Consider the following 25496-nt stretch of genomic DNA (forward strand, 5'->3'; position numbering starts at 1 on the left):
CTCCCCGAAAGCGTCGCGGCGCTGTTCATGACCACCCTTCGGACCATCTCTCAGGAGGACACGGCGTGGCTTCTGTCCTGCAGGCCCAGGCACTGGGCAAGAGGTACGGCAAGCGCTGGGCGCTGCGCGAGTGCACCGTCGACATCCCGGCAGGCCACGTCGTCGGCCTGGTGGGCCCGAACGGGGCCGGCAAGACCACGTTGCTGAAGCTGGCCGGCGGCCAGCTCCAACCGACGACGGGTGAGGTCACCGTGCTCGGCGGGCGGCCCGGGGGCACGCCCGCCCAGCTGGCCAAGGTCGGGTTCGTCGCCCAGGACACCCCCCTCTACGCGGGACTGTCCGTCGCCGAGCACCTGCGCCTGGGCGCACGGCTCAACCCCCGCTGGGACGCCGCCATGGCGCGAGAACGCGTCGGACGGCTCGGCCTCGCCCCCGCGCACCGGGCGGGCAGGATGTCGGGCGGCCAGCGCGCCCAGCTCGCCCTCACCCTGGGCCTGGCCAAGCGGCCCGAGCTGCTGATCCTGGACGAGCCCGTGGCCTCGCTGGACCCGCTGGCCCGCCGCGAGTTCATGCAGGGGCTGACGGAGGCCACCGCCGGGCACGCGCTGAGCGTGGTGCTCTCCTCCCACCTGGTATCCGACCTGGAACGGGTCTGCGACTTCCTGATCGTGCTCGTCGACTCCCGCGTCCGGATGGCCGGGGACGTCGACCGGTTGCTGACCACCCACCACCGGCTGACCGGCCCGCGCCGCGACCCCGGCCGGCTCCCCGCCGGCCAGCACGTGGTCTCCGCGAGCCACACCGACCGGCAGAGCACGTACGTGGTCCGCACCGACGCCCCGATCCGCGATCCCGCCTGGACGGTCACCCGGGTCGGCCTGGAGGACCTCGTCCTGGCCTACATGGACAGGCGGACCGCGGACGACCGGCGAGCCCCCCTGGAGGTGTGGCGATGATCTGGCTGACCTGGCGCCAGTTCCGCGGCTCGGCCGCGATGATGGCCGCCGTCCTCGTCGTTCTCGCCGTCGTACTGGCCCTGACCGGCCCGGACCTCGCCTCCCGCTACTCTGCCGGGATCGCGGGCTGCACCCCGGACGGCACCTGTGAGCGGTTCTTCGACCGCTTCTTCGCCGGACACGAGCTGATCTTCGTGGCCGTCAGCTTCGTCGTGCTGGCCCTGCCCGCTCTGGCCGGGCTCTTCTGGGGGGCACCGCTGGTCACCCGCGAGCTGGAGGCGAGCACGCACCTGCTGGTGTGGAACCAGAGCGTCACCCGGCGCCGGTGGCTGGCGGTCAAGCTCGGCCTCACCGGCCTGACCGCCATGGCCGCCGCCTGCCTGTGCGGCCTCGCGGTGACCTGGTGGTCCGATCCCCTGGACAAGTCGGCCGTTCCAGATCTCGCGCTGATGGCCCCGCTGGTGTTCGGCGCGCGTGGCGTCGTCCCGATGGGATACGCGGCTTTCGCCGTGGTCCTGGGGGTGACCGTGGGCATGCTGGTGCGCCGCACGTTGCCCGCCATGGCCCTCACCCTGGCCCTGTTCGCCGCGGTCCAGTTCGCCATGCCGTTGCTGGTCCGCCCCCACCTGATGCCGCCGGTCGGCGCGACCTTCGCGGTCAGCCAGGTGAACATGGGCGGCATCCACGTGGCGGAAGAGGGCGGGCCTGTGCGGATCTCCACGAAAGCGGCGGTTCCCGGCCACGCGGGCGCCTGGGTCATGTCCAGCGACCTCGTCGATCCGTCCGGGCGGAGGATCGCCGGCAGCGGCGAGGAAGCGCCCGTCCCCGTCTCGATGACGTCGGGCCCCTGCGCGCCGCAGAGGTTGGGGCCAGACGGCCTGGACGCCTGCTGGGTGGAGATCAACCGGCTCGGTTACCGGCAGCAGGCGACCTACCATCCGCTCGACCGCTTCTGGCCCTTCCAGTGGATCGAGACCGGGATCTACGCCCTGCTCACCGCCGGCCTCACCTGGTTCAGCTTCTGGTGGATCCGAAGGCGCCTGTCATGACCGCCGCCAGGGCCGCCGCCGCCGCCGGCCTCGCCCTCCTCCTGGCCACCGCCTGCACCGCGCCTGCGCCACCGCGCAGCCAGGCGAGCACCGCGGCCGGCACGGCCTGCGCACGGCCCCAGGGCCCCCCGGCGGCCGAGAAGCCCACCACGATCGACGTCGTCGAGCAGGCCTACTTCTGCATCCTGGGCGCCTACTACAGCGGCGCCACGCTCGACGCCCGCTCGCTGCTGACCGCCGGCTTCGTCGCCCTCACCCGGGAACTCAACCGCAACGGCCGCGACCTCCCCGACGCGACCATGCCCGCCCTGACCGGCGACCGCGAAGCCGACTGGACCGCCTTCGAAGCCGTCTACCGAAAGATCACCGACCAGGTCCCCGACCTGCGCGACCGGCTGGCCGACGTCACCCTGCAAGCCGTCGTGGCCGCCCTCGGCGACAACCACGCCCGCTGGGCACACGACGTCCAGCGCCACCCCGACCTCCACGACGGCGACGCCTACGGCCTGGGCTTCCAGGCCAACGTCAACGGCCTCCAGATGGACGCCAACCCCGGCGCCGCCCTGCCCCCGCTGTTCGTCACCGCCGTGCAGGGCGGCGCCGCGCGGGCCGCCGGCCTGCGCCCCGGCGACCTCATCGAGGGGATCGACGGGTCGGCGCCCTTCGTCGACGGCCAGGCCACCCCCGCGATCGCCGGCCTCTACCCGGAGTATCCAGAGGCGCGACCGGTGAAGCTGCGACTCCTGCGGCAGAGCACCGGACGCCGCTGGACCGCCACCCTCCAGCCCGGCCTCTTCCCGCGCGATCCGGCCGGCCTGCGGGTGGTGCGATCGAAGCTGGTGGACGACGACATCGCCTACGTCCAGATGGCCCAGTTCTCCCCCGACTCCGCGAACCGGGTCCTGCGGGCGATCACCCGGCTGCGCACCGGCCGGACGTTGTCGGGCGTCGTGCTCGACCTGCGCGGCAACGGCGGCGGCAGCCCCGTGGAGGCGGCCCGGCTGGTCAGCGCGTTCGTCCACGGCAAGCCCACCGCCTACCAGTGCGCCGTGGACGGCAGGTGCCAGACGATGTGGACCGACGACACCGTCGAGCTGGTCGGCCTGCCGCTGGTGGTGCTCACCGACCGCGGCTGCGCCTCGGCCTGCGAGCACTTCAGCTCCGCGATCAAAGACCTGCGCGCTGGCCTGCTCGTCGGCACCAGGACGGCCGGGGCCGTCTCCGGCCCGGCCTCGCCGTACCTGCTCGGCGACAACACCGTGCTGAGCTTCCCCACCAGGCACCACCGGGGCCCCCACCGCGAGGTGATCGACCGGATCGGCGTCCCGCCCGACCACCACATCCCCCTCACCCCAAAGGACGCGGCCGCCGGACGCGACCTCGCCCTGGCCAAGGCCCTGACCCTGCTGCGCACGTGAAGGGACCTCCCCATGAGAAGACTCCTGACCCTCGCCGCGGGCCTGGCCGTCCTCGCCGTGTCCGCCTGCTCCGCCCCCGCCGCGCCCAGGTCCGACGCCCCGCCGGCCGAACCGCCCGACCCCGCCACCCTGCCCGCCCCCACCGGCGCCCATCCGGTCGGCACCACCACCCTGCACCTGACCGACACCTCACGCCCCGACCCCTGGGACCTCGACGCCGACATCAGGGAGCTCAAGGTCACCCTGTGGTACCCGACCGGGCGGCGCGGGGGGAAGCGCGCGCCGTACATGACGCCCAGGGAAGCGGAACTCCTCCTGAAAGGCTCCGGGATCGCGACCACGCCGTACGACACGCTGAGCAGGACCCGCACCAACGCCGTCGAGGACGCCGCCCCCGAGGGGAAGGGGCTTGCACTGGTGGTGCTCTCCCCCGGCTTCACCAAGCCGGTGAGCACGCTCACGTCCCTGGCCGAGGACCTGGCCAGCCGGGGGTACGTCGTGGCCGGGATCGACCACACCCACGAGAGCTACGCCACCACCCTGTCCGACGGGCGGGTCGCCGAGTGCCTCGCCTGCGACAGCGACACCGACCCGGGCTCCCACGCCGCCCTGGTCCAGGGCCGGGCCGCCGACGTCTCCTTCGTCCTCGACCGGCTGACCTCCGCCCGGAACCGGCCCGGCCTGATCGACCGCACGCGGATCGCGATGGTGGGCCAGTCGATCGGCGGGGCGAGCGCCGTGGCGGCCATGCTGAAGGACTCGCGCGTGCGCGCCGGGATCGACATGGACGGCACCACCTACGCCCGCGTCCCCGAGAGCGGGCTCTCCCGGCCGTTCATGTTCCTGGGTTCGCGCAACCACGTCCCGGGCGGACCCGACACCTCCTGGGACCGCGACTGGAAGCGGCTGACCGGGTGGAAGCGCTGGCTCGTGCTGACAGACGCCGAACACCAGTCGTTCACCGACATCCCGCTGGTGGCGGACGTCCTCGGCATCGAGCCCCTCCCCGGCATGCTGCCCGCGGCCCGTGGCGCGGAGCTCACCCGCACCTACGTGGCGGCCTTCCTCGACCGGCACCTGAGATCACGACGACGCCCCCTCCTGGACGGGCCGTCCCCGCGCTACCCCGAGGTCACGTTCTGCCCGGCGGCCTGCGGCCGATCCTGAGACCCGCGCGGCGACGGTCACTTCGTCGCGGTCTGGCGCTCGGCGACCAGCTTGAAGACCCGCTTGAACTCCGCGTACGCCTCCTCGCCGACCTCCCGCGCGTGCTCGGCCTCCATCTCCACCAGGACGGCGTCCGACTTCACCATGTGATCGCGGCCAAGGTCGGTGGGCACGACGAGTTTGGCCCTGCGGTCGGCGGGATCAGGCCGCCGCTCCACGTACCCGAGCGTCACCAGCTCGTCCACCAGGGTGCCGATCACCTGCTTGTGCTGGCCCGACTGCGCGGCCAGATCGGAGGCCCGGCTGCCCTCCACGTCCAGGTAGGCCAGCACGGCCCCGTGGCGCGGCCTGACCCGCGCGTGCCCCAGCTCCGCCAACCGGGAGTAGAGCTCCTTCTGCAGGCTGAACAACGTCCGGCTGGACAGGATCCCCAGGTCGGGCAGTTCCCGCTTGCGCTCGCTCCTCCGCACCGCACGCCTCCCATTTGGTCACTAATTTTGACAGTCACTATTTCTTACTATATTTTCCTGGTGTGACGACGACAGTGGAGATCACCAGGTTCCGCGTCTCTCCCGGGCACGCGACGGCCCTGCTGGCCGCCCGTGACGGGATGATCGCGGACTTCCAGGCCGACCGGGCCGGGTTTCTGGGCGCCAAGTTGGTTCGCCTGTCCGACGGCGAATGGCTGGACATCGTGGAGTGGCGCTCGCCGGCCGACTTCGCGGCCTCCCGAGCCAAGGGCGGCAATCGGCCAGGCATCCAGGCCTTCTTCGCCCTGATCGACGAACTCGTTTCCACGGAAGAGGGGACTTCGGAATGACCATCCTGATCACCGGTGCCAACGGCACCGTCTCCACAGAGGTGCTGCGCTCGCTGGGGGGCACGGCGGACCTGCGGGCACTGGTACGCGACAGGGCCAAGGCGCCTTCAGGCGTCGAGGTGGCGGTCGGCGACCTCCACCACCCGGAGACGCTGGACCAGGCGTTCGAGGGCGTGGACACGGTGTGGCTGCTGACCGCCATGGGCCCGGACTCCACGCACGCCAGCAGCAACGCGGTCGCGGCGGCCAAGAAGGCGGGGGTGCGGCACATCGTCCGCATGTCGGCCATCGGCGCCGGGCACGACGCGCCGACCCGCAACGGACGGCTGCACGCCCTGTCGGACATCGAGCTCACGGCCTCCGGCCTCGGCTGGACCGTCATCCGCCCGGCGTACTTCATGCAGAACATTCTCGGCTCGGTCGACGGCGACACCTTCTACGGCGCCCCCGGGGAGGGCCGGATCGGCATGATCGACGTGCGGGACATCGCCGACTTCGCCGCCGTCGTGCTCCGTGACCCCGCGCGCCACCAGGGGGAAACCTACACGCTCACGGGCCCGGAGACGATCCGGCTGCGGGACCTGACGGACACGCTGTCGACGGTGCACGGCAGGCCGATCACCTACCGGCCGCTGAGCCCGGACGACGCCTTCCCGATGCTGCTCAAGGCCGGGATGAAGGAGTGGGACGCGGAGGTCACCAAGGAGTACATGGAGGCCTACGACGCGGGCTGGGGCGACTTCACCACGCCCACGTACACCGCCGTGACGGGACGGCCGGGCAGGACGTCCGCCCAGTTCGCCCGCGACTACGCCGCCCAGCTCGGCGGGTAGCCGAACCCCCCGCCACTCTCAACGTATAGCGCACGGGGGGGCTTGCGGCAAGACCGGGGTCGTGCCGCAGAATCTCCGCTCGAAGCCGAAGACCTGCGGAAATCGGGGGCTCGCGCGGTACGCGGGCCGCTGTGGTCGAGCTTGTCGAGCGGGGGGTTCCATGATTGACGTGATCATCGCCGGTGGCGGGCCGACCGGCCTGATGCTGGCCGGCGAGCTGCGGCTGCACGGTGTGCGTGTGCTCGTGCTGGAGAGGGAGGCGCAGCCGCCGCCCCACGTCCGCGCGCTCGGTCTGCACGTGCGCAGCATCGAGGTGATGGACCAGCGCGGTCTGCTGGAGCGGTTCCTCGCGCTCGGCCGGCGGCACGAGATCGGCGGCTTCTTCGCCGGCATCGCCAAGCCCCCCTCCGGCGGGCTGGACACCGCGCACGGCTACGTCCTCGGCATCCCGCAGACCATCACCGAGCGCCTGCTGGCCGAGCACGCCGCCGAGGCCGGCGCCGAGATCCGGCGCGGTCACGAGCTGGTCGGCCTGAGCCAGGACGAACACGGGGTGAGCGTCGAACTGGCCGACGGCACGCGGCTGCGCTCGCGCTACCTCGTCGGCTGCGACGGCGGCCGCAGCACCGTGCGCAGGCTGCTCGGCGTCGGCTTCCCCGGCGAGCCCTCCACCGTCGAGACGCTGCTCGGCGAGATGGAGGCGACCGAGGATCCGGCGGTGCTCGCCGCCGTCGTCGCGGAGGTCCGCAAGACCGAGCTGCGGTTCGGCCTCGGGCCCCTCGGGAACGGGGCGTACCGCGTCGTCGTGCCCGCCGCGGGAGTGGCGGAGGACCGCACGGTCCCACCGACCCTGGAGGAGTTCAGGCGGCAGCTGCGGGTGACCGCGGGCACCGACTTCGGTGTGCACTCGCCGCGTTGGCTGTCCCGGTTCGGCGATGCCACGCGGCTGGCCGAGCGCTACCGGACCGGCCGGGTGCTGCTGGCCGGCGACGCGGCGCACACCCACCCGCCGATGGGCGGGCAGGGGCTCAACCTCGGCGTCCAGGACGCGTTCAACCTGGGCTGGAAACTGGCCGCCGAGGTCGGCGGCTGGGCGCCGGAGGGGCTGCTGGACAGCTACCACGCCGAACGGCACCCGGTGGCCGCCGACGTGCTGGACAACACCCGCGCCCAGATGGTGCTGACGTCCACCGAGCCGGGGCCACGGGCGGTGCGCCGGCTGATGTCGCGGCTGATGGACTTCGAGGAGGTGAACCGGTACCTGATCGAGCAGATCACCGCGATCGGGGTGCGCTACGACTTCGGCGAGGGGCATCACCGGCTCGGCCGGCGGTTGCGTGACGTGAGCTTGAAGCGGGGGCGCCTCTACGAGCTGATGCGCGGCGGCCGCGGGCTGCTGCTCGACCAGACCGGCCGGCTCTCGGTGGCGGGCTGGGCCGGCCGCGTCGACCACGTCATCGACGGTGGCGGGGAGCTGGACGTGCCGGCCGCGCTGCTGCGCCCGGACGGCCACGTGGCGTGGGTCGGTGACAACCAGCGCGAGCTGCTCAGCCACCTGCCCAGGTGGTTCGGCGCCGCCGCCGGCTGAGGGCCCCTCGCGGACGTCATCGCTCACGGGGAAGGCGCGCCGTCGAGCGGCATGTGACCAGCCTGGCGGTCCCGGAGAAGCGCACCGCCGAGACGACGTCGATCGCCCGGTAACCGCTGGTGCCGGGGAGATCGGGGTCGTGGCCTCCGGGCGGGCCGGCCTCCTATCGCCGTGCCCAGGCCGGTGTCCAGACCTCGCCGTCGGGGTGCTCGGGCCGTCCGGAGCCGAAGTGGTCGCGGAGTGCGGCGAGCGCGGGGTGCGGGTTGTCGCGGTGCCAGGTCAGCGAGTGCGGGTAGACCGGCGTCGGGTCACGCAGGGCGATGCGCCGCAGGCCGTGGTCGGCGGGCCAGACCAGGCGGGTGCGCTCGCCGACGAAGGTCGCCAGCGACCGGGAGTCGGCGATGGTGTCCAGCAGGGGCTCGGTGCCGAAGCCGGGGCCGGTGATCTCGATGGTGAGCCCGAACGCGGCGGCGAGGTCGTCGTAGAAGGCGGCCCACTCGGTTCCGGGAACGATGCCCGGCATCCAGATGCGGTGCCCGGCGAGCTCGGCGGGCGTTGCCGCGGGAACGCCGGCGAGCCGGTGGGCCGGCCCGGTGAGGAGCTGGACGGGTTCGTCGAAGACCCTGGCGACCCCGACGTCGTCGGGAAGCCGCCGGCCGGGCATGGTGACGGCGCGGAAGGACGCGTCGATCGTGCCGGACCGGACGGCGGCGACGGCCGCGTCCGCGTCGAAGAGGGTCACGACGTCGAGCTCCACCTCGGGATGCACGCGATGGAACTCGCCCAGCAGGGCGGCCGGGGCGAGCCGCCGGCCGATCACGTCGACGCGCAGCGCGCGGCGGCCGGGACGAACGCTGGCGATCGCCCGATCCTCGGCCCGCAGGAGCTCGCGGGCGTGGGGCAGGAACGCCTGCCCGTCGATGGTGAGCCGCGTTCCGCGCGCGGTGCGGGTGAACAGCCGGACCCCGAGGTTCCTCTCCAGGGTGGCGACGCGCTTGGAGACGGCCTGCTGGGTGATCGACAACTCGTCGGCGGCGTCCTGGAACCGCCCCGCGTCGGCGGCGGCCACGAAGGTGCGCACGGCATCGAGATCCACACCGGCGAGGTTAGTCGCACAACGCCTGGTTGTGTCGTTCCGGTGGATCGGTTGTTTGATCCCCTGGTCCGCTCGCCGCTTGGATGCCAGTGGTCAATTCGTGGTTGTTCGAGCCGACGAGAGCTGGGGCGCATGACGGGCAGGCGGTCGCTGGGGCGGCGGTTCGGGTGGTTGTGGGCGGCGTACGCGGTCAGCTCGTACGGCACGGGCTTCGGGTTCGGGGCGTTCTCCCTGATCGCGGTCCTCGTGCTGCACTCCGGTCCGGCCGAGGTGTCGGCGCTGTCCGCCGTGGGGCTGGCGGTGGGGGCCGTGGTCGCGATTCCGCTCGGACCTTGGGTGGAGTTCCGCCGCAAGCGGCCGGTGATGGTGGCGATGGAACTGACCCGGTTCGCGGCGTTGATGAGCGTCCCCGCCGCGTTCGCGCTCGGCCTGCTCAGCTTCGCCCAGCTCCTCGTCGTCTCCGTCGTCGTCGCCGCCGCCAAAATCGCCTTCGGCGCGGCCGGCGGGGCGTACCTGAAGGCGCTCCTGCCGCCTGAGGACCTGCTCGTCGCGAACAGCCGCTTCGAGGCCACGACGTGGTCCGCGATCGTGGTCGGACCGCCGCTCGGCGGGGCCGCGATCGGCGTCTTCGGCCCGGTGACGACGGTGATCGCCGACGCGGTCAGCTACCTGCTGTCGGCGCTGGGCATCCACGCCATCGGCGGAAGCGAGCCGCGCCCCACACGCGCCGGCGCCCCGGGCCCGCGCGCGGGCGACCTGCTCGAAGGGTGGCGCGGCATCCTGGCCCACCCGACGCTGCGCAGGTTCTTCTTCAACACGATCCTGGTCAACGGCCTGATCATGGCGACCGAGCCGCTGCTCGCCGTGCTCCTGCTCGGCCGGCTCGGGTTCGCCCCCTGGCAGTACGGCCTCGCGTTCGCGGTCCCCTGCGTCGGCGGCCTCATCGGGGCGCGGCTGGCGCACCGGCTCGTGGCCAGGTTCGGCCGGCACGAGGTGATGCTCACCGTCGGGGCCCTGCGCGCGTGCTGGCCCATCGGGCTGGCGTTCGTCCAGCCCGGCGTCCCCGGGATCGTGCTCGTCATCGCCGTCCAACTCGGCCTGGTGACGTGCTGCGGCGTCTTCAACCCGGTGCTGGCCACCTACCGGCTCGCCCACACCGACACGGGCCGGGTCGCCCGCACCCTGTCCGCGTGGTCGATCAGCGCCGGCGTCGCCATCGCGGCCCTGACCGCCATATGGGGCCTGCTCGCCGCCGTCACCAGCCTTCGCACCGCTATCGCGCTCGCCGGGGTCCTCCTCCTGGCCACCCCGTTCCTGCTCCCCCGCCGCGAGCACGCGCGCTCCGGTCACGGCGGACCAGGCTGAACGGTGAGCACCCGGCGCCCGCCCCCCGGGCTCGGCGGCGCGTGCGGTTCGTGGAGTCCCGCTGCGTGCCGGCGCTGCTCGGAGGTGGCCGGGGGCGGGTGGGAGTCAGGGACGGCGGGCGGCCCAGACGGTGCGCTCGGTGCGCATCGTCAGGTCGTCGCGGCGCGCGATGCCGTGAGGGCTGTCGGGGTCGAGGAGCCGGTCGAGCGCGGTGAGGTCCTCGCGGGAGAGTGTCTCGGCGACGACGCCGCGGACGCGCCGCAGGCCGCCGAGTGCGTAACGGCCGATCGCCTCGCTGCGTGAGCCCTCGATGCTCAAGGTGATGGTGCGTTCACCCTCGACGGTGAATCCGGCGCCGGTGAGCATCGGGCCCCAGTCGGCGCCGCGGTGGGGCATGTGCCCGGCCCGCATGCGGTCGGCCGCGGCGTGGGCGCGTTCTTCCAGGCCGGGCCGGTCCTCGGGAGCGCTGGGGGGCAGGAAGCGGGGGAAGCCCGCCAGTTCGACGACGGCGAACAGTCCGCCGGGGGTGAGCAGGTCGTGGACGGTGCGCAGTACGCGGGCGGGGTGGGCCATGTGGTGCATCGAGGCCGACGCCCACACCAGGTCCGGTGATCCGAGGTCGGGCCACCCGCCCGCGTCGAGGTCGGCCAGCACGGTGCGCACGCGCTCCTGCGTGCCACGGGCGCACGCCTTCTCGCGCAGACGCTGAAGGTGTTCGGCGGAAGTGTCGACGGCGGTGACGTGCGCGTCGGGGAAGCGGTCGAGCAGGGCGAAGGTCCCCGCCCCGGTGCCGCAGCCCAGATCCACGATCTGGCGGGGGGCGGTACGCAGCGGGAGCCATGCGGTGATGGAGGCCGTGTGCTCGGAGAGGACCTCGGCGTCCAGGTCGAGGATCTCCACCTGCCCGCCGGTTCCGTGCTGGTGGTGTCCGTGCGAGGCGTCGTGGTGAGAGGTGTGCGGGTGTGCTTGGGTCATGCCTTGACGATAGGGCGGGTATGCGCCTGAGGCATGCACTCTCCCGACTTGCGCAAGACGATGGCCGGGTCTGCTGCCTGGCGCGCAAGGTGCGCATGTGCCGCCGTGCGGGCCGCGCCGTCATTCGGGAGCGTCGTCGCGCTCGGAGCCCTCGTTCCGGTGGCCGCGGCGGGCGTCGCGGTCGAAGATGCCCAGAATCTCGCAGGGCCCGCCTTCGGCGCCGATGGCGTGCGGCATCATCGTGGGGAACTCGGCGGCCTGGTTGGTCTCGACGCGGAAGCGGCGGTGGCCGAGCATCAGGATCGCGGTGCCCGACAGGACGACGAGCCATTCGCGCCCCGGGTGAGCGCGCATGCGCGCCGGGTTCTCGGGCGGTGGTTCGGTCATGCGCTGGCGCACGACGCTCATGCCGGGGTCGCCCTTGACGGACCAGCGCATCCGGCCGTGGGCGCCGTCGATCATCGGGCTGGTGACGACGTCGTCGGCTGCGGTCTCGACGAGCTGGTCGAGGGTGGTGTCCAGAGCGCGGGCGAGGATGACGAGCTGGTCCAGCGCGAGGCGGCGCCGGCCGCTCTCGATGCGGCTGAGCGAGGACTGGCTGAGGTTCGTGCGGGTGGCCAGCTCCTCCAGCGACCAGCCCTGAGCCACCCGCAGAGCGCGGATGCGTTTGCGTACGAGGCTGTCCAGCTCTCCATCTTCTTGCGTCATAGGCAACATCCTATGCCCTGCGTGCAATAAGGGCTTAGCGTCCTTGCAGTGATTTCGCCTGCCTTTCGCACCCCCCCTTCTGAGAGGAAACGATGACTATGAACCAGCCTGCCCTGGGGGCGGCCGGACACGCGGGAGGCGAGGGCGGCCCGGATGCGCGTCAGCTGCGTACGATCCTGGTCGCCGTCTCGATCGCCCTGATGGCCGTCATCGCGTCGGTGTCCGGGCTGAACGTCGCGCAGACCCACATGGCCGTCGAGTTCGGCGCCTCGCAGAGCACGATCCTGTGGATCATCAACATCTACACCCTCGCCCTGGCCGCGCTGCTGCTCCCGCTCGGCGCGATCGGTGACCGCCTGGGCCGCAAGCCCATGCTGGTCACCGGGCTCGGGGTCTTCGGCGCCGCGAACGTCGTGGCGGGCCTGGCCCCGACGGCGGAGGTCATGCTCGGCGCGCGCGTGGCCGGCGGTGTCGGCGCGGCGATGATCATGCCGATCACCCTGGCCGTCATCACCTCCACCTTCCCCGAGGAGCGGCGCGGCAAGGCGATCGGCGTGTGGACCGGCGTCGCCGGGGGCGGCGGCATCCTGGGCATGTTCCTCTCCGCGCTCCTCGTCGACGTCGCCGACTGGCGCTGGCTGTTCGCCCTGCCGGTGGCCCTGGTGGTGGTTGCCGCGGCCATGACGCTGAGGTCGGTTCCCGACTCCCGTGAGAAGCCGGCCCATCGCTTCGACACCGCCGGCGCGCTGGTCTCCACGGTCGCCGTGGTCGGCCTCGTCTTCGTCCTGCAGGAAGGCCCCGAACGCGGCTGGACCGCCCCCGCCACCCTGGTCGGCCTCGCCGTCGGTCTCATCGCCGGCATCGGCTTCGTGGCCTGGCAGTCGCACCGCCGCGACGCCGCACTGCTGGACGTGCGACTGTTCCGTGAGCGCGGCCTGGCCGCGGGGTCGATCACGTTGCTGGTCGTCTTCGGCGTGCAGGCGGGTATCGCCGTGGTCCTCTTCCCCTTCTTCCAGGTCGTCCTGGGCTGGTCGGGTCTGCTGTCCACGGTCGCGATGATGCCCATGGCCGTCATGATGATGGCGGCCTCCGGCCTGGCCCCCGTCCTCGCCGCCCGCATCGGTGCCCGCTCGACGACGGCCACCGGCGTCGCGCTGGCCGGCGTCGGCCTGGCGCTCATGGCCCTGTTCGTCTCCGTCGACGGCGGATACCTTTCCATCCTGCCCGGCCTGCTCGCCATGGGCCTCGGCATGGGCCTGTCGATGACGCCGTCCACCGAGGCCGTCACCGCCTCCCTGCCGCGCGAGAAGCAGGGCGTCGCCTCCGCGCTCAACGACGTCACCCGCGAGTTCGGCACCGCGCTCGGCGTCGCCCTGCTCGGCGCGCTCGTGTCCGCCGGCTACCGCGGCGCCATCGCCGACAGGCTCGACGGCGTTCCTCGGGTCGCCGCCGACATCGCGCGCGAAGGCGTCGCCAACGCCGCCGAGGTGGCGCCCAGCGCCGGCTCGCACGCACGCGACCTGCTGCGTGCCGCCCAGCAGTCCTTCGTCGACGGCTGGCAGGAGGCCATGTGGGCGGGCGTCGCCGTCATGGGCGCGCTCTTCCTCTACATCGCCCTCCGGGGCCCGAAGAACACGGCCCCCGCCGTCGAGGACGAGACAGAGGCCACCGAGGCCGTCGCCGCCGGCTCACCACGCGGGAACTGAGCGCACGGCAAGCCCAACCGCTCGTGCTCCGGCGGGGTGCCCGGCACCGTGCTCGCGGCGCCGTACACCCCGCCCAGGCGAGTCCTTTCCGGTGTCGTGCACCCCGCCCAGGCCGGTCCTCTCCGTTGCCGGACGCTCCGCCACTCCCCCCTCTCCGGTGCCGCCACCCTGGTGTTCGCGCCTTCTCCGGCTGCGCTACAGTCCTCCATTATGAAAACCGTTCCCATTTTCGTTATGGGCTCCCTCCTACTCGCGCTCACCGCCTGCGCGGACGCGGACGCCCCGGCCGCCGGTGCGCGCGAGGCCGCGCCCGCCGTGACGGAGCTGACGAGTTGCGGGCTTCCCCTGAAGATCGCCTCGCCGCCGCGCAGGGCGGTCTCCATGGAGCAGAACGCGACGGAGATCATGCTGGCGCTGGGGCTCGCCGGCCGCATGGCGGGCACGGCGTACCGCACCGATCCGGTGCTGCCCGAGCTCGAAGCCGACTACGGCCGGGTTCCCGTCCTGGCCGCCCAGTACCCCGGCCGAGAGGCCCTGCTGGCCACCGAGCCGGACTTCGTCTACTCGATGCGCGCCTCCGCCTACGCGCCGGACGCGGGGGGCGCCCGGCAGGAGCTGGCCGAGCTCGGGATCCCGGCCTACCTGTCCTCCAACGACTGCGAGGACCCCGGGCTGATCCCCTCCGCCGTCACGTTCGACGCCATCTTCGGCGAGGTCGTCGACATCGCGAAGATCTTCGGCATCCCCGAGCGCGGCGAGAGCGTGGTCGCCGGTCTGCGTGAGCGGCTCCAGGCGGCCAAGGACGTCTCCGGTGCGAGCGCGGGCTCGAAGCTGATGTGGTACTACTCCGGCACGAAGACCCCGGCCGTCGCGGGCCGTGGCGGACTGCCCGACACCATCACCACGTTCCTCGGCGCGGACAACGCCTTCTCCGACATCCCCCGGCAGTGGTCCGAGGGCAGCTGGGAGAAGATCGCCGAGCGCGACCCCGACGTGATCGTGCTGGCCGACCTCACCCGTGGCGGTGACGGCGACAGCGCCGCGGACAAGATGAGCTTCCTGCGCTCCGACCCCGTCGCCTCCCGGCTCACGGCGGTCAGGGAGAACCGCTTCATCGTCGTGCCCGGGTCGGCCATGGACCCCTCGATCAGAAGCGTCGGCGCCGTCGAACAGGTCGGCGCGGGCATGCGTGACCTGCGCCGCTGACCTCGGCCCGCCACCCGACCCCCTCTCCGGAGAACCACGATGACCCCTCCCTCCACCGCCCCGATGACCCCACGCGACCTGTTCTCCCGCTGGGAGGACCAGCAGGCCGCCTACGTGGCCCACCGCGAGAACCGCTTCCAGGTGATGCTCGACGTGCTCGGCCTGCACCGCCCCGATGACCCCACCGTGCTCGACCTGGCCTGCGGGCCCGGCTCGATCACCGATCGCGTCCTCAGCCGCTTCCCGCGGGCGCGTGCCGTGGCCGTCGACCACGACCCGGTCCTGGCAGAGCTCGCGCGCTCGGTCCTGGAGTCCTACGAGGGCCGCGCGCGTGTGGTCGAAGCCGACCTGGCGCACGCGGGCTGGTCGTCCGCGCTGCCCGCGTGGAGCTTCGACGCGGTGCTGACCTCCACGGCCCTGCACTGGCTGTCCCCCGGGCAGCTGCTCGCGGTGTACACCGAGCTGGCGCGGCTGCTGCCGCCGGGCTCGGTGCTCCTCAACGCCGACCACCTGCGCTTCGGAGACGGGCAGCCGGCGCTACGGCGGATGTCGGCCGAGCACGACACCGCCGTGCGGAAGGCGGCCTTCGCCGGCGGCGCCGCCACGTGGGAGCAGTGGTGGGCCCTGGCCGCCGAGCACCCCCGGCTCGCTCCGCTGACGCTCGAACGGGAGCGGCGCTTCGCCGACCGGCCGCCGCAGCCTCCGGCACCGCTGGAGTTCCACCTCGCGGCGCTGCGCACCGCGGGCTTCACCGAGGTGGGAACCGTCTGGCAGTACCTGGACGACCACGTCGTCTTCGCCCGCCGATGACCGCTGACGACTTGCCGCGCGCCGCCGCGGGGGCCGTGCCCGCCGGTCCGCGGGCGCCCGCGACCGCTTCACCGGCCGTGCGGCGACGCTCGCTCACGATGCTCGGCGCGGGGCTGGTGCTGCTGCCCCTGTCGGTGGCGGTCGCGGTGACCGTCGGGGCGGCGGGCCTGTCGGTGGGCGAGGTGTTCGTGACCGTCGCCGCGCACCTGGGCCTCCCGGTGGACCCGCTGAGCCCGCTGCGGGACGCGATCGTGTGGGAGCTGCGCCTGCCGCGGGTGCTGCTGGCGGCGCTGGTCGGGGGCGGCCTGGCCGTCTGCGGGGCGGTCCTGCAGGCGCTCACCCGCAACCCGCTGGCCGACCCCTACCTGCTGGGCATCTCCTCCGGGGCGTCCACCGGGGCGGTGGCCGTCCTGATCCTCGGCCTGGGCTCGGGAGCGGCGGCCGCGCTGACGGCGGGCGCCTTCGCCGGCAGCATCGCGGCCTTCTGCTGCGTGCTCGCGCTCATCGGCGCGGCACCGGGCGGCTCCCTGCGGGTCGTGCTGGCCGGAGTGGCGGTCTCCCAGCTGTTCAGCGCGCTGACCAGCCTGGTCGTCATCTGGGCCGGTGACGCGCAGAGCACGCGCGGCGTGACGTTCTGGCTGCTGGGCTCCCTCGCCTCGGCGAGCTGGAGCGCCGCCGCCCTCTGCGCGGCGGCGACGGGAGCCGGGCTGGCGCTGTGCTGGGCCGCCTCACCCGCCCTGGACGCCTTCGCCTTCGGGCGCGAGGCCGCCGCCTCGCTCGGCGTCGCTCCGGGCAGGACGCAGCTCGTCCTGCTCGTCACCACCGCGCTGGCCACGGCGGTCCTCGTCGCGGCGAGCGGCGCCATCGGGTTCGTGGGCCTGGTCGTCCCGCACGCCGTCCGCTTCCTGGCGGGCACCCGCCACCGCGTGCTGCTGCCGGCCGCCGCGCTGTACGGAGCGATCTTCCTGCTGTGGGCCGACACCGCCGCGCGCACGCTGTTCTCCCCGCGCGAGGTACCCGTCGGGGTGCTCACCGCCCTGATCGGCGTCCCGGCGTTCGCGGTCCTCATGCGCGGAAGGAGCACCGGGTCATGAGCCTGGCCACCCGTGACGTCGCCTGGAGCGCCGACGGCGTCCCCATCGTCGACGGAGTCACGATCAGCGTGCCCAAGGGGCGTTTCACGGGCCTGATCGGTCCCAACGGCTCCGGCAAGTCGACGCTGCTGCGCCTGCTGGCCGGGCTGCTGCGCCCCCGGGCCGGGACGGTGCTGCTTGACGGGCGCCGGCTCGGCGGGCTGCCCCGGCGCGAGGTCGCCCGCCGCCTGGCCGTGGTGGCCCAGGAGTCCTCCACCGACATCGACATGACCGTCGCGGACGTCGTGGCCCTCGGCCGGATCCCCCACCGGTCGCCGCTCGCCCTCATGGGCCGTGACGACCTTCGCGACGCGCGGGAGACCGAGGAGGCCCTGGAGCGATGCGGGCTGGCGGGCTGGGGCGAGCGCCGCTGGTCGACGCTGTCGGGCGGGGAGCGGCGGCGCGTCGGCATCGCCCGCGCGCTGGCCCAGCGGCCCGCCGAGCTCCTGCTGGACGAGCCGACCAACCATCTCGACATCCACCACCAGCTCGACCTGCTGCGGATGCTGGCGCGCGCGCCGGTCACCGTCGTCGCCGCGCTGCACGACCTGAACCTCGCGGCCCGGTACTGCGACCACCTCCTCCTGCTGGAGGCCGGGCGCGTGGTCGCCTCGGGCCCGCCCGCCGAGGTGCTGACCGCGCGATGGATCGAGCGGGTCTACCGCGTGCGGGTGGCGGTGAGCGCGGCCCCGGACGGCCGCCCTCACCTGTGGTACTCCCCGCTGGACGAGACGGCCTCCCCGGGTTGACCGATGCCCGGGCCGGGAAGCCCGGGCGGGCGGGGCGGGCCTCCTTATGGATTCCCGAGCCGCTGCCCGACCGTTCCGAGCGGCTCGACGGGCTGACGCACGGGCGCCCACGCGCCGTCCGCGGCGCGGCTCTCGCTCGGCCGGCGCGACGACGACGCCGCGCTGTTCTGGGCGTACCTCGTCGCCGCGCCGCGGACCGCGGCGACCTGGAGGCGGCGCACGGGGCGTACGCCGAGTGCCTGGAAGGCGTGCGGTGCCCGCCCGCCTACCGCGGCGTCATCGTCTGACCGGCCGGCGCGCGGCCGGGATCCCGGTGCCCCCAGGTCGAGGGCATCGGGATCCGTCTTGCAGAATTCTCCGGGGGCCTGTCGATTCGGCCGCTTCCCGTACGACGTCATGTTGTGCGGCGACCCCGCCGCGCGATCGGAACGACAGACCCGGAGCCGACCATGAAATACATGCTGCTGATCAACGCCGGCGCGATCGACGACAACGGCGGCGCCTCCGAGTGCACCGTCGAGGACTGGACGGCCTACGACAAGGAGATGCGGGACGCCGGCATCTACGTCTCCGGCGAGTCGCTGGCCGACCTGGTCACCGCCACGACGGTGCGGGTGGGGCAGGACGGCCGGCGCACCGTCACCGACGGGCCGTTCGCCGAGACCCGCGAGGTCCTCGGCGGCTTCTACGTCATCGACGTGCCGAACCTGGACGTCGCGCTCGACTGGGCCGCCCGCAACCCCGGCGCGCGCGGCAGCGGCTCGGTCGTGGTGCGTCCGGTCGCCGACTTCGGGGCCTGACGGTGCGCGACGAGGGAGCCGCCGGGCCGGGCACGCCCGGTGAATCGCCCGCCCAGTCCGTGGAGTCGGTGTTCCGCGAGGAGCGCGGCCGGCTGCTCGCCTCCCTCGTCCGCCGTTTCGGCGATCTCGACCTGGCCGAGGAGGTCACCTCCGAGGCCATCGAGGCGGCTCTGGTGCAGTGGCCGGTCGAGGGCGTCCCGGCCAGGCCGGGCGGCTGGCTGCTGACCACGGCGCGGCGCCGGGCCGTCGACCGCCTGCGGCGCGACCAGGCCTACGCCGCCCGCCTCGCCATCCTGCAGGTGGAGGCCGACCGGGCCGAGCCGGCCCCGCCCGCGGACGCCGACGGCGACCTCCCCGACGAGCGGCTGCAGATGTTCTTCACCTGCGCCCACCCGGCTCTCGCGGCCGAGGACCGCGGGGCGCTGACCCTGCGCTGCCTGGCCGGTCTGGCGACGCCCGAGGTGGCGCGGGCCTTCCTCGTGCCACCCGCGACGATGGCCCAGCGGATCGTGCGGGCGAAGCGGAAGATCCGCGAGGCTCGCATCCCGTTCCGCGTGCCCGGCGCCGACGAGTTGCCCGAGCGCCTGCCCGGGGTGCTCCAGGTCATCTATTCGATCTTCACCGAGGGGTACGCGGCCAGCTCGGGCCCGCGGTTGCAGCGGCTCGACCTCGCGGAGGAGGCCATCCGGCTGGCGCGCATCCTGCGCCGGCTGCTGCCCGCCGAGAGGGAGGTCGCCGGGCTGCTCGGGTTGATGCTGCTGGTCCACGCGCGACGCGACGCCCGGACCGGCCCGGACGGCGAGATCGTGCTGCTGGACGCGCAGGACCGCGGCCGCTGGGACCGCGCGATGATCGAGGAGGGCCGTGGCCTGGTGGTCGCCGCGCTGACCGGCGGCCCGGCCGGCCCGTACGGGGTGCAGGCGGCCATCGCCGCCCTGCACGACGAGGCCGCCGACCTCGCGTCCACCGACTGGCCGCAGGTCGTGGCGCTCTACGACGTGCTGCTCGCGCTCACCCCCTCCCCCGTCGTCGCGCTGAACCGCGCGGTGGCGACGGCGATGCGCGACGGCCCCGAGGCCGGGCTCGCGCTGCTCGACGAACTGGCCGGCGAGCCGCAGCTGCGCGGTCACCACCCCTACCCGGCCGCCCGGGGCGACCTGCTGCGGCGCCTGGGCCGGCTGCCGGAGGCCGCGGTGGCCTACCGGGAGGCGCTCGGCCTGGCCGGCACCGAACCCGAACGGGCCCACCTGCGGGCCAAGTTGAGTGCTTTGAAGGTTCATCCTCGCGAAAGCCGGAAAATGCCGCGAAAGTCTGCATCGGAGGGTCAACGATGAAGTCGGAGGCATGACGGTCCCGATCCGGGACGCCGCCGGCCCCTTCACGGGTGGCGCCCTCACCGCGCTCCCGTCCCCCGCCACCCGCCTGCTCGGCCCCGGCGAGCCGACGCACGGCGTCGAAGCCTTCCCCGAGCTGCGCGACGAGCTCTTCCGCCACCTCGTCGAACACGAGGGCTTCCGCTCGATCGCCATCGAGAGCGATGCCTGGCGGCCCTGGTCGCCGACGCCTACGTCACCGACGGCGCCGGCACCCTCGACGACGCGATGAGCCACGGCTTCAGCCACGGCTTCGGCGCCTCACCCGCCAGTCGTCATCGACCCCGGCCGCCTCGCCGAAGCGCTCGACCGGAAGCCGGCTCCCCGCGTCCCGGCCGGCCACACGTACTTCCCGCTCCACCCGTCCACCACCGACCGGATCGACGCCATCGTGTTCGTCAAAAAGATCCCGGCCGCGTGAGGCGGCGGTCGGAACGGCGGATCGCCCACACCACGGCGAGCAGGGCGAGCGCCGTCAGCGGATAGCCCATGGCGATCTTCGCGACCGCGAGCCAGCCGGTCTGGTCCTCCTGGTAGAGCCAGTTCTGCACCACGTACCGCGCGGCGAACACCGCAGCCAGCACGGCCGTGGCCACGTCGTACCCGAAGCGGGACGGCCCGTCCTTCGTCCAGTGCATCGGCGCGCGGTTCAGCACGCTCCAGGCCACCCCGGCGAGCGGCCTGCGGATCAGGATCGAGAGTGTCAGCACGACGAAGCAGGCCAGGCTCCCCCAGATGCCGAACAGGAAGAACCCGCTCGCCGAACCGGAGCGGTAGGCGATGAACGAGGCGATGGCGATCCCGATGAAACCGGACACCGCGGGCTGGAGCGGCTCCTCGCGTACCGCCCGCAGCACGATGAACGCGATCGCGGCGCCCACCGCGCACCCGATGCCGCCCAGCAGCCCGAACATCGAGTTGCCGACGACGAACACCATGACCGGGAAGGAGGAGTGGAAGAGCCCGGCCAGGCCGCCCGTCTGCTCCCACGGCGTGGGCGTCCTGTGCCTGTCCGGCTCTGTGGACTCCCCGGAGGACACGGCGGGCGCCCCGGTGGCGCACTCGGAAGGGCGCCCGGCGGGCGACGGGCCGGTCACGACAGGTCCGTGCTGGGAATCCAGCTTCCGTGGAAGCCCAGCGGAACCCGCACCGGCAGGTGGACGGCGGCGACCGGGGCGCCGGTGAAGTCCTGGGCCGCCAGGATCACCAGGTCGGTCGCGCCACGGACGGGGTCGTGCACGAAGGCCATCACGTAACCGTCGTCCTCCGCCGCGCCGGCCGCCGACGGCACGAACACCGCCTCGCCGACCGCGGCGTCACGGCCGAACGCGTGTGTCTCCACGGTGCCGCGCACGAGATCGTGCTTGAGCAGCACGTCGCCGAAGGCGTCGTCGTCCAGCTCCTCCAGATCTTCCGCGCCGGACGGCGGGGCCGCGCTCACGGCGGTGTACCCGTACCGGTGCGGCGCGCTCACCACACGCTCGTCCACCCGTGGGAACTCCTGGGCGCGGTCGTGCAGCCGCTGTCCGTCGACCTCGCCTCCGATGAGGTCGACGGTGAACCGGTCGAGCGTGGGGGTGGCGGGCCCCTCGAACCTCGCCATGTCGAACGCCTGGGGGTAGCGGACCACGTCGAGCACGACTTGGTCGCCGTCGTCGTAGGCGTTGAGGGTGTGGTAGATCCAGCAGGGCTCGATGTCGAGCCAGCGCACCGCGGTGCCGTCGCGCGGCAGCAGTCCGAGGCGGGCCCCGTGCGCCTCGTCCCACGCGTACGGGACCGCCGCCCCGCTCATGGCGGCGTCCATGTCGGCGATGACCGGCAGGTCGTACAGGATCACGTACTTCCCGGTGAGCGCGAAGTCGTGCATCATCGGCCCGCCGGTGACCGGGATCTCCCGCACCGAGGACACCAGGCCGTCCGCGCCGACGACCACGTGCTCGACGGCGTCGGGCCGTCCCCAGCGGTACGTGACGGCGTGCAGATCTCCGGTGCGCGGGTCGAGCTTGGTGTGCGCCGCGTAGCCGGCGGGCAGGGTGCCGCCGAAGTCGTGCGGGCCGGTCGTCTCCAGCTCGTCGGTGAGTTCGTACGGCCGTGGCCCGGACTCCACCAGCGCCAGCGTCCGGCCGGCGTGGCCGATCACGTGGGTGTTGGCCGCGAAGTCCATCCCCTCGAAGACCGGGCCCGGCCGTGGCCGCTCCCCGAGCGCCTGGGACACCGTGGCGGAGCGAACCCAGCGGTTGCGGTACCACTCGGCCCGCCCGTCCCGCAGGCGGACCCCGTGCACCATCCCGGTGCCGAGGAAGAGGGCCGCGGCGCCGGGGTCGTCGAGTCCCAGCGCGTTCGGCCCGTTGCGCAGGTAGCGCCCGTCCAGTTCGGCGGGGATGACGCCGGTGACCCGCAGGTCGTACGCGGTCACCTCCTCGGTGACCGGGGCGGAGGCGTTCGTGGGGGGCATGGCGGTCCTTCCTGGGTGGCGGCCGGCCGGGAGCACGTCGGCCGGATCCGTAAGCGTAACTAAGTTACGTAACGATGTTACGGCATAATGGCGAATCATGAGCCCGAAAACCGCCGATCCCGCCGTCCGCGCCCGACTCATCGAGTCCGCCGCGCGCGTCCTCGCCGAGGAGGGGCCGAACTCCCTGACCGCCCGGCGCCTCGCCGCCGAGGCGGGCACGTCCACGACGGCCGTCTACACCTTCTTCGGCGGCATGGACCAGGTGTGGCACGCGGTGCGGCGGGAGGGCTTCGCCCGGCTGGCCACCCACCTCGACGCCACGCCCGACCTGGCGGACCCGGTGGCGAACCTCGTCGCCGGCGGGGCCGCCTACCTCGCCAACGGGATGGCCAACCCGAACCTCTACCGGGCGATGTTCGATCGGCACGACGTGCCCGACATCGGGAACGACACCTTCGGGCGCCTGGTCGGCGCGGTCCGCCGATGCGTCGACGCCGGTCGGTTCCACCGGGTCGAGCCGTTGAGGTCGCTGGGCTGGGCCGTCCAGTCGTGGACGATGAGGCACGGCATGGTGAGCCTCGCCATCGCCGAGCTGATGCCCGCCGAGCACGTCCCGCTCCACTTCGCGGACATGTCGCGGTGCCTGTTCATCGGGTACGGCGACGACCCCGAGGCGGCCGAGCGTTCGGTGGACCTGGCGATGCGTGAGTGGCGGCCGGTCGATCCGGCGGGCGCGAGCTGAGCCGGGCGTCCCGCCCCCGGCGGCTACGGCGTCTGATCGGTGACCGGTCGGAGCCGGTCGAGCCGCCGCCGCTGGTCGCCGGTGAGCCGCAGGCTCGCCGCGGCGACGTTCTCCTCCAGGTGGCCGATCGTGCCGGTGCCGGGGATCGGCAGCACGACGGGCGAGCGGTCGAGCAGCCACGCGAGCGCGACCTGCGCCGCGGTGGCGCCGAGCTCGGAGGCCACGGCGGCGACCTCGCCCGTCGCCGTCGACACCGCGGGGTGGACGGGCCGCCAGGGCAGGAAGGCGATCCCGGCCGCGGCGCAGGCGTCCAGTACGGCCTCGTGCTCGCGGTCGAGCAGGTTGTAGCGGTTCTGCACGCTGGCGACGTCGATGAAGCGCCGTGCCCGCTCCAGCTCGTCGACGGTGACCTCGGACAGCCCGATGTGCCCGATCTTGCCGTCGACCTGCAGTTCGCGCAGCGTCCCCAACTGGTCGGCGAGCGGCACCTCCGGATCGACGCGATGCAGCTGCAGCAGCTCGATCCGGTCGACCCGGAGCCGGCGCAGACCCTGCTCGACCTGCTCGCGCAGGAAGCCGGGCCGTCCGCAGATCGCCGCGTCGCGCGGCGGGTCGGGTGGCGCCACCCCGACCTTCGTCGCGATGAGCAGGTCGTCCGGGTAGGGATGCAGCGCCTCGGCGAGCAACTGCTCGTTGGCGCCCCACCCGTACAGGTGCGCGGTGTCGATCAGGGTGACGCCCAGCTCGACGGCGCGTCGCGCCACGGCGATCGAGCGCTCACGGGCCGGCCCGGGGTCGGTGGGCAGTTGCATGGCCCCGAACCCGAGGCGCCGCACGCTCCGCTCGCCGCCGATGTCGAACGTGCTCACTGTCATGTAGCGGTTTCGCCTCTCCTTCGAGGCTGATCACGATAACCCGGACCGCGGTTCCACGGCTCCTCCTCGACAGGTGAGATCGACGCAAGCCGGCTCGGCATCCCCGACGACGCACCGCTGGGCCCGCTCGGGGCGCTAACCGGTTTCCTTCGCGATCGCCTCGCGCACGGCCGGGACGATCTCCCCGGCCCAGCGGCCGAGGAAGCCGGGGTCCGGCGCGCCCTGGTCGGCCGAGAAGAGCATGAAGCCGCCCGCGCCGTGCTCCAGCACGGCCCCGGTGAGCTCCTCGGCCCACTGGGCCGCGGAGCCGCCGGTCCAGCGGCCGTCGCGGTCGCGCGTGGCCGGCAGCGGCCGGTCGGTGATGCGCCCGGGGAGATTGAAGACGGTACGGATCTCGCGTGGATCGCGGCCCACGGCCGCCGCCGCCTCGTCGACGACCGGCCGCGACGTGCGGTAGCGGTCGCTGAGCCAGTCGGCCGCGTGGCCGGGGATCCAGCCGTCGGCCACCCGGCCGGTGGCGGCCAGGGATCTCGGGCCGACCGATCCGGTCCACACGGGAGGCGCCTCCACCGGAGCCGGCTCGATCTGGTCGACCCGGTAGTGGCGACCCCGGAAGGTGACCGGCGGACCGCCGCCCGACAGCAGCTTGACCAGGGTGATCGCCTCCTCGAAGGCGTCCACGGCATCGCCGGGCGACAGCCGCGGCACCCCCATATCGCAGATGCGATCCCAGATCCCGCCCGCGCCCATGCCGAGCACGACGCGGCCGCCGGAGAGCGCCGAGAGCGACGTCACCATGCGCGCCAGCATGGGAGCGGGCCTGGTCGGCAGGTTGGTGACGTTGGCGAGGCCCGAGATGTGCCGGGTGCGCCCGAGCAGGAAGCCGAGCGAGGCGTACGCGTCCAGGCGCCCGCCGATGTACGGGTGGTCCGACAGCGAGAAGACGTCGAGCCCGTCGCGGTCGGCCTGCTCGGTCATGCGCAGCAGGTCGGCCACCTCGCCGACGCCGGAATGCGCGCCGAAGCCGAAGACGACCTCAGGTACGGCCAAGGTCCCGCCCTTCGTCCGGGTGCCGCCCACCGGCCTTCACGGCCCGCGGACAGCCAGTTCGTACTACGAACCATATTAGTTCGTGACACGAACAGCAATGCCCCGCGGACGGGACGCTGCGGCGCGGTTTCAGTGCTCCCGGGCGGCGGGGGCTCCCTCGTCCGGTTCCAGGAAGACCACCGGAACCTTGTTGTCGAGCACGACGCGACCGAGCAGGCCGGCGAGCACGTCGCGGTCGGCGGGGCCCAGACCCGCCGCCAGCCTCTCGACCCGCCGGCAGGTCTCGGCGTAGAACTCCGCCGCCAGCCTGCCGCCTCGTGGGGTGAGCCCGACCCGCACCGCGCGCGTGTCGCGCGGGTCGGATTCGCGGCGTACCAGGCCGTGGCGCTCGGTGCGGTCGACCAGGCCGGTGAGGCTCGACTTGGCCAGCCCCAGCGTCGCGCCCAGCTCCCCCATGCCGTACGGCCGCGCCATCAGCACGCACAGCAGCTGCCCCTGCTGGGAGGTGAGGCCGTGCTCCCTGGCCGACTCGGCGTACACGGCGTTCACCAGGAACGTGGACCGCACCAGCGCGGCCACGACCCCGATGCGGCCGTCGTCCTGCTTGTCCACGCGGCCAGGC

Annotated in this window: 26 protein-coding genes; 17 read left to right on the top strand and 9 right to left on the bottom strand. The window is 73.3% G+C overall.

Annotated features, from left to right (window positions below):
* The first annotated feature begins 65 nt into the window (after positions 1 to 65).
* From PYR91_RS11495 to PYR91_RS11510, 4 genes are read left to right on the top strand one after another with little or no spacing between them, the layout of a single operon-like run.
* Complete coding sequence (locus PYR91_RS11495; protein WP_279779572.1) at positions 66 to 956, top strand: ABC transporter ATP-binding protein; 891 nt, start codon at positions 66 to 68, stop codon at positions 954 to 956.
* Positions 953 to 2005 carry an ABC transporter permease gene (locus tag PYR91_RS11500; RefSeq protein WP_279779574.1) on the top strand — a complete coding sequence of 351 codons (1053 nt, stop codon included), beginning with the start codon at positions 953 to 955 and terminating at the stop codon, positions 2003 to 2005. Before PYR91_RS11495 ends, PYR91_RS11500 begins: the two co-directional genes overlap by 4 nt.
* Positions 2002 to 3423, top strand: coding sequence for a S41 family peptidase (locus tag PYR91_RS11505; RefSeq protein ID WP_279779575.1), 1422 nt, complete (start codon positions 2002 to 2004; stop codon positions 3421 to 3423). The genes PYR91_RS11500 and PYR91_RS11505 overlap by 4 nt, the downstream gene beginning before the upstream one ends.
* Before the next feature lie 12 nt (positions 3424 to 3435).
* On the top strand, positions 3436 to 4590 hold the full coding sequence (locus tag PYR91_RS11510) for an alpha/beta hydrolase (protein ID WP_279779576.1): 1155 nt from the start codon (positions 3436 to 3438) through the stop codon (positions 4588 to 4590).
* A 17-nt stretch (positions 4591 to 4607) separates the two neighbouring features.
* Here the strand turns inward: PYR91_RS11510 and PYR91_RS11515 are convergent, their stop codons facing one another.
* Entirely contained in the window at positions 4608 to 5060 is a 453-nt protein-coding gene (locus PYR91_RS11515; RefSeq protein ID WP_279779577.1) for a helix-turn-helix domain-containing protein, read from the bottom strand.
* Positions 5061 to 5122: 62 nt separating this feature from the next.
* On the opposite strand from PYR91_RS11515, the gene PYR91_RS11520 reads away from it, so the two are divergent.
* The 3 genes from PYR91_RS11520 (at position 5123) to rox (ending at position 7831) form a co-directional block, all read left to right on the top strand.
* The gene (locus PYR91_RS11520; RefSeq protein WP_279779578.1) at positions 5123 to 5410 is read left to right on the top strand and encodes an antibiotic biosynthesis monooxygenase; all 288 of its coding nucleotides are present in this window, start codon (positions 5123 to 5125) and stop codon (positions 5408 to 5410) included.
* Positions 5407 to 6243, top strand: a complete 837-nt coding sequence (locus PYR91_RS11525) for an NAD(P)H-binding protein (protein WP_279779580.1) — start codon at positions 5407 to 5409, stop codon at positions 6241 to 6243. The genes PYR91_RS11520 and PYR91_RS11525 overlap by 4 nt, the downstream gene beginning before the upstream one ends.
* A 160-nt stretch (positions 6244 to 6403) precedes the next feature.
* Positions 6404 to 7831, top strand: a complete 1428-nt coding sequence (gene rox, locus PYR91_RS11530) for a rifampin monooxygenase (RefSeq protein WP_279779581.1) — start codon at positions 6404 to 6406, stop codon at positions 7829 to 7831.
* A 163-nt stretch (positions 7832 to 7994) separates the two neighbouring features.
* Here the strand turns inward: rox and PYR91_RS11535 are convergent, their stop codons facing one another.
* The gene (locus PYR91_RS11535; RefSeq protein WP_279779582.1) at positions 7995 to 8927 is read right to left on the bottom strand and encodes a LysR family transcriptional regulator; all 933 of its coding nucleotides are present in this window, start codon (positions 8925 to 8927) and stop codon (positions 7995 to 7997) included.
* Between the two features lie 132 nt (positions 8928 to 9059).
* On the opposite strand from PYR91_RS11535, the gene PYR91_RS11540 reads away from it, so the two are divergent.
* Entirely contained in the window at positions 9060 to 10292 is a 1233-nt protein-coding gene (locus PYR91_RS11540) for an MFS transporter (protein ID WP_279779583.1), read from the top strand.
* A 105-nt stretch (positions 10293 to 10397) separates the two neighbouring features.
* Here PYR91_RS11540 and PYR91_RS11545 read toward each other — a convergent pair whose 3' ends face one another.
* Together PYR91_RS11545 and PYR91_RS11550 are read right to left on the bottom strand one after the other, a co-directional pair.
* Positions 10398 to 11267, bottom strand: coding sequence for a class I SAM-dependent methyltransferase (locus tag PYR91_RS11545; protein WP_279779584.1), 870 nt, complete (start codon positions 11265 to 11267; stop codon positions 10398 to 10400).
* Positions 11268 to 11387: 120 nt separating this feature from the next.
* The gene (locus PYR91_RS11550; RefSeq protein WP_279779585.1) at positions 11388 to 11975 is read right to left on the bottom strand and encodes an XRE family transcriptional regulator; all 588 of its coding nucleotides are present in this window, start codon (positions 11973 to 11975) and stop codon (positions 11388 to 11390) included.
* Positions 11976 to 12073: 98 nt separating this feature from the next.
* On the opposite strand from PYR91_RS11550, the gene PYR91_RS11555 reads away from it, so the two are divergent.
* The 8 genes from PYR91_RS11555 (at position 12074) to PYR91_RS11590 (ending at position 19984) form a co-directional block, all read left to right on the top strand.
* Positions 12074 to 13681, top strand: coding sequence for an MFS transporter (locus tag PYR91_RS11555; RefSeq protein WP_279779586.1), 1608 nt, complete (start codon positions 12074 to 12076; stop codon positions 13679 to 13681).
* Positions 13682 to 13915: 234 nt separating this feature from the next.
* Positions 13916 to 14887, top strand: coding sequence for an ABC transporter substrate-binding protein (locus tag PYR91_RS11560; protein WP_279779587.1), 972 nt, complete (start codon positions 13916 to 13918; stop codon positions 14885 to 14887).
* 63 nt (positions 14888 to 14950) lie between these two features.
* Positions 14951 to 15697 carry a class I SAM-dependent methyltransferase gene (locus tag PYR91_RS11565; RefSeq protein WP_279779588.1) on the top strand — a complete coding sequence of 249 codons (747 nt, stop codon included), beginning with the start codon at positions 14951 to 14953 and terminating at the stop codon, positions 15695 to 15697.
* The gene (locus PYR91_RS11570; RefSeq protein ID WP_347943027.1) at positions 15694 to 16791 is read left to right on the top strand and encodes an iron chelate uptake ABC transporter family permease subunit; all 1098 of its coding nucleotides are present in this window, start codon (positions 15694 to 15696) and stop codon (positions 16789 to 16791) included. Before PYR91_RS11565 ends, PYR91_RS11570 begins: the two co-directional genes overlap by 4 nt.
* The gene (locus PYR91_RS11575) at positions 16788 to 17579 is read left to right on the top strand and encodes an ABC transporter ATP-binding protein (protein WP_279779589.1); all 792 of its coding nucleotides are present in this window, start codon (positions 16788 to 16790) and stop codon (positions 17577 to 17579) included. Before PYR91_RS11570 ends, PYR91_RS11575 begins: the two co-directional genes overlap by 4 nt.
* A gap of 449 nt (positions 17580 to 18028) precedes the next feature.
* On the top strand, positions 18029 to 18379 hold the full coding sequence (locus PYR91_RS11580) for a YciI family protein (protein ID WP_279779590.1): 351 nt from the start codon (positions 18029 to 18031) through the stop codon (positions 18377 to 18379).
* 2 nt (positions 18380 to 18381) lie between these two features.
* Positions 18382 to 19713 carry a DUF6596 domain-containing protein gene (locus tag PYR91_RS11585; protein ID WP_279779591.1) on the top strand — a complete coding sequence of 444 codons (1332 nt, stop codon included), beginning with the start codon at positions 18382 to 18384 and terminating at the stop codon, positions 19711 to 19713.
* A 10-nt stretch (positions 19714 to 19723) separates the two neighbouring features.
* Positions 19724 to 19984 (top strand): hypothetical protein, encoded by a 261-nt coding sequence (locus PYR91_RS11590; protein WP_347943029.1) that lies wholly within the window; start codon positions 19724 to 19726, stop codon positions 19982 to 19984.
* Positions 19985 to 20150: 166 nt separating this feature from the next.
* Here PYR91_RS11590 and PYR91_RS11595 read toward each other — a convergent pair whose 3' ends face one another.
* Together PYR91_RS11595 and PYR91_RS11600 are read right to left on the bottom strand one after the other, a co-directional pair.
* The gene (locus PYR91_RS11595; RefSeq protein ID WP_279779592.1) at positions 20151 to 20849 is read right to left on the bottom strand and encodes a DUF3159 domain-containing protein; all 699 of its coding nucleotides are present in this window, start codon (positions 20847 to 20849) and stop codon (positions 20151 to 20153) included.
* The gene (locus PYR91_RS11600) at positions 20846 to 22207 is read right to left on the bottom strand and encodes a carotenoid oxygenase family protein (protein WP_279779594.1); all 1362 of its coding nucleotides are present in this window, start codon (positions 22205 to 22207) and stop codon (positions 20846 to 20848) included. The genes PYR91_RS11595 and PYR91_RS11600 overlap by 4 nt, the downstream gene beginning before the upstream one ends.
* A 97-nt stretch (positions 22208 to 22304) precedes the next feature.
* Between PYR91_RS11600 and PYR91_RS11605 the strand changes: the two genes are divergently transcribed.
* Positions 22305 to 22949, top strand: coding sequence for a TetR/AcrR family transcriptional regulator (locus tag PYR91_RS11605; protein WP_279779595.1), 645 nt, complete (start codon positions 22305 to 22307; stop codon positions 22947 to 22949).
* Between the two features lie 23 nt (positions 22950 to 22972).
* On the opposite strand, the gene PYR91_RS11610 is transcribed toward PYR91_RS11605, so the two are convergent.
* From PYR91_RS11610 to PYR91_RS11620, 3 genes are all read right to left on the bottom strand, one after another.
* Positions 22973 to 23824, bottom strand: coding sequence for an aldo/keto reductase (locus PYR91_RS11610; protein ID WP_279779597.1), 852 nt, complete (start codon positions 23822 to 23824; stop codon positions 22973 to 22975).
* 135 nt (positions 23825 to 23959) lie between these two features.
* Positions 23960 to 24874, bottom strand: a complete 915-nt coding sequence (locus PYR91_RS11615) for an LLM class flavin-dependent oxidoreductase (RefSeq protein ID WP_279779598.1) — start codon at positions 24872 to 24874, stop codon at positions 23960 to 23962.
* Between the two features lie 129 nt (positions 24875 to 25003).
* Positions 25004 to 25486: a MarR family transcriptional regulator gene (locus tag PYR91_RS11620; protein ID WP_279779599.1), complete on the bottom strand. Its 483-nt coding sequence runs from the start codon at positions 25484 to 25486 to the stop codon at positions 25004 to 25006.
* Positions 25487 to 25496 lie beyond the last annotated feature (10 nt).

Source organism: Sphaerisporangium sp. TRM90804 (assembly GCF_029846175.1).
In the GTDB taxonomy this organism is placed as follows: Bacteria; Actinomycetota; Actinomycetes; order Streptosporangiales; family Streptosporangiaceae; genus Sphaerisporangium.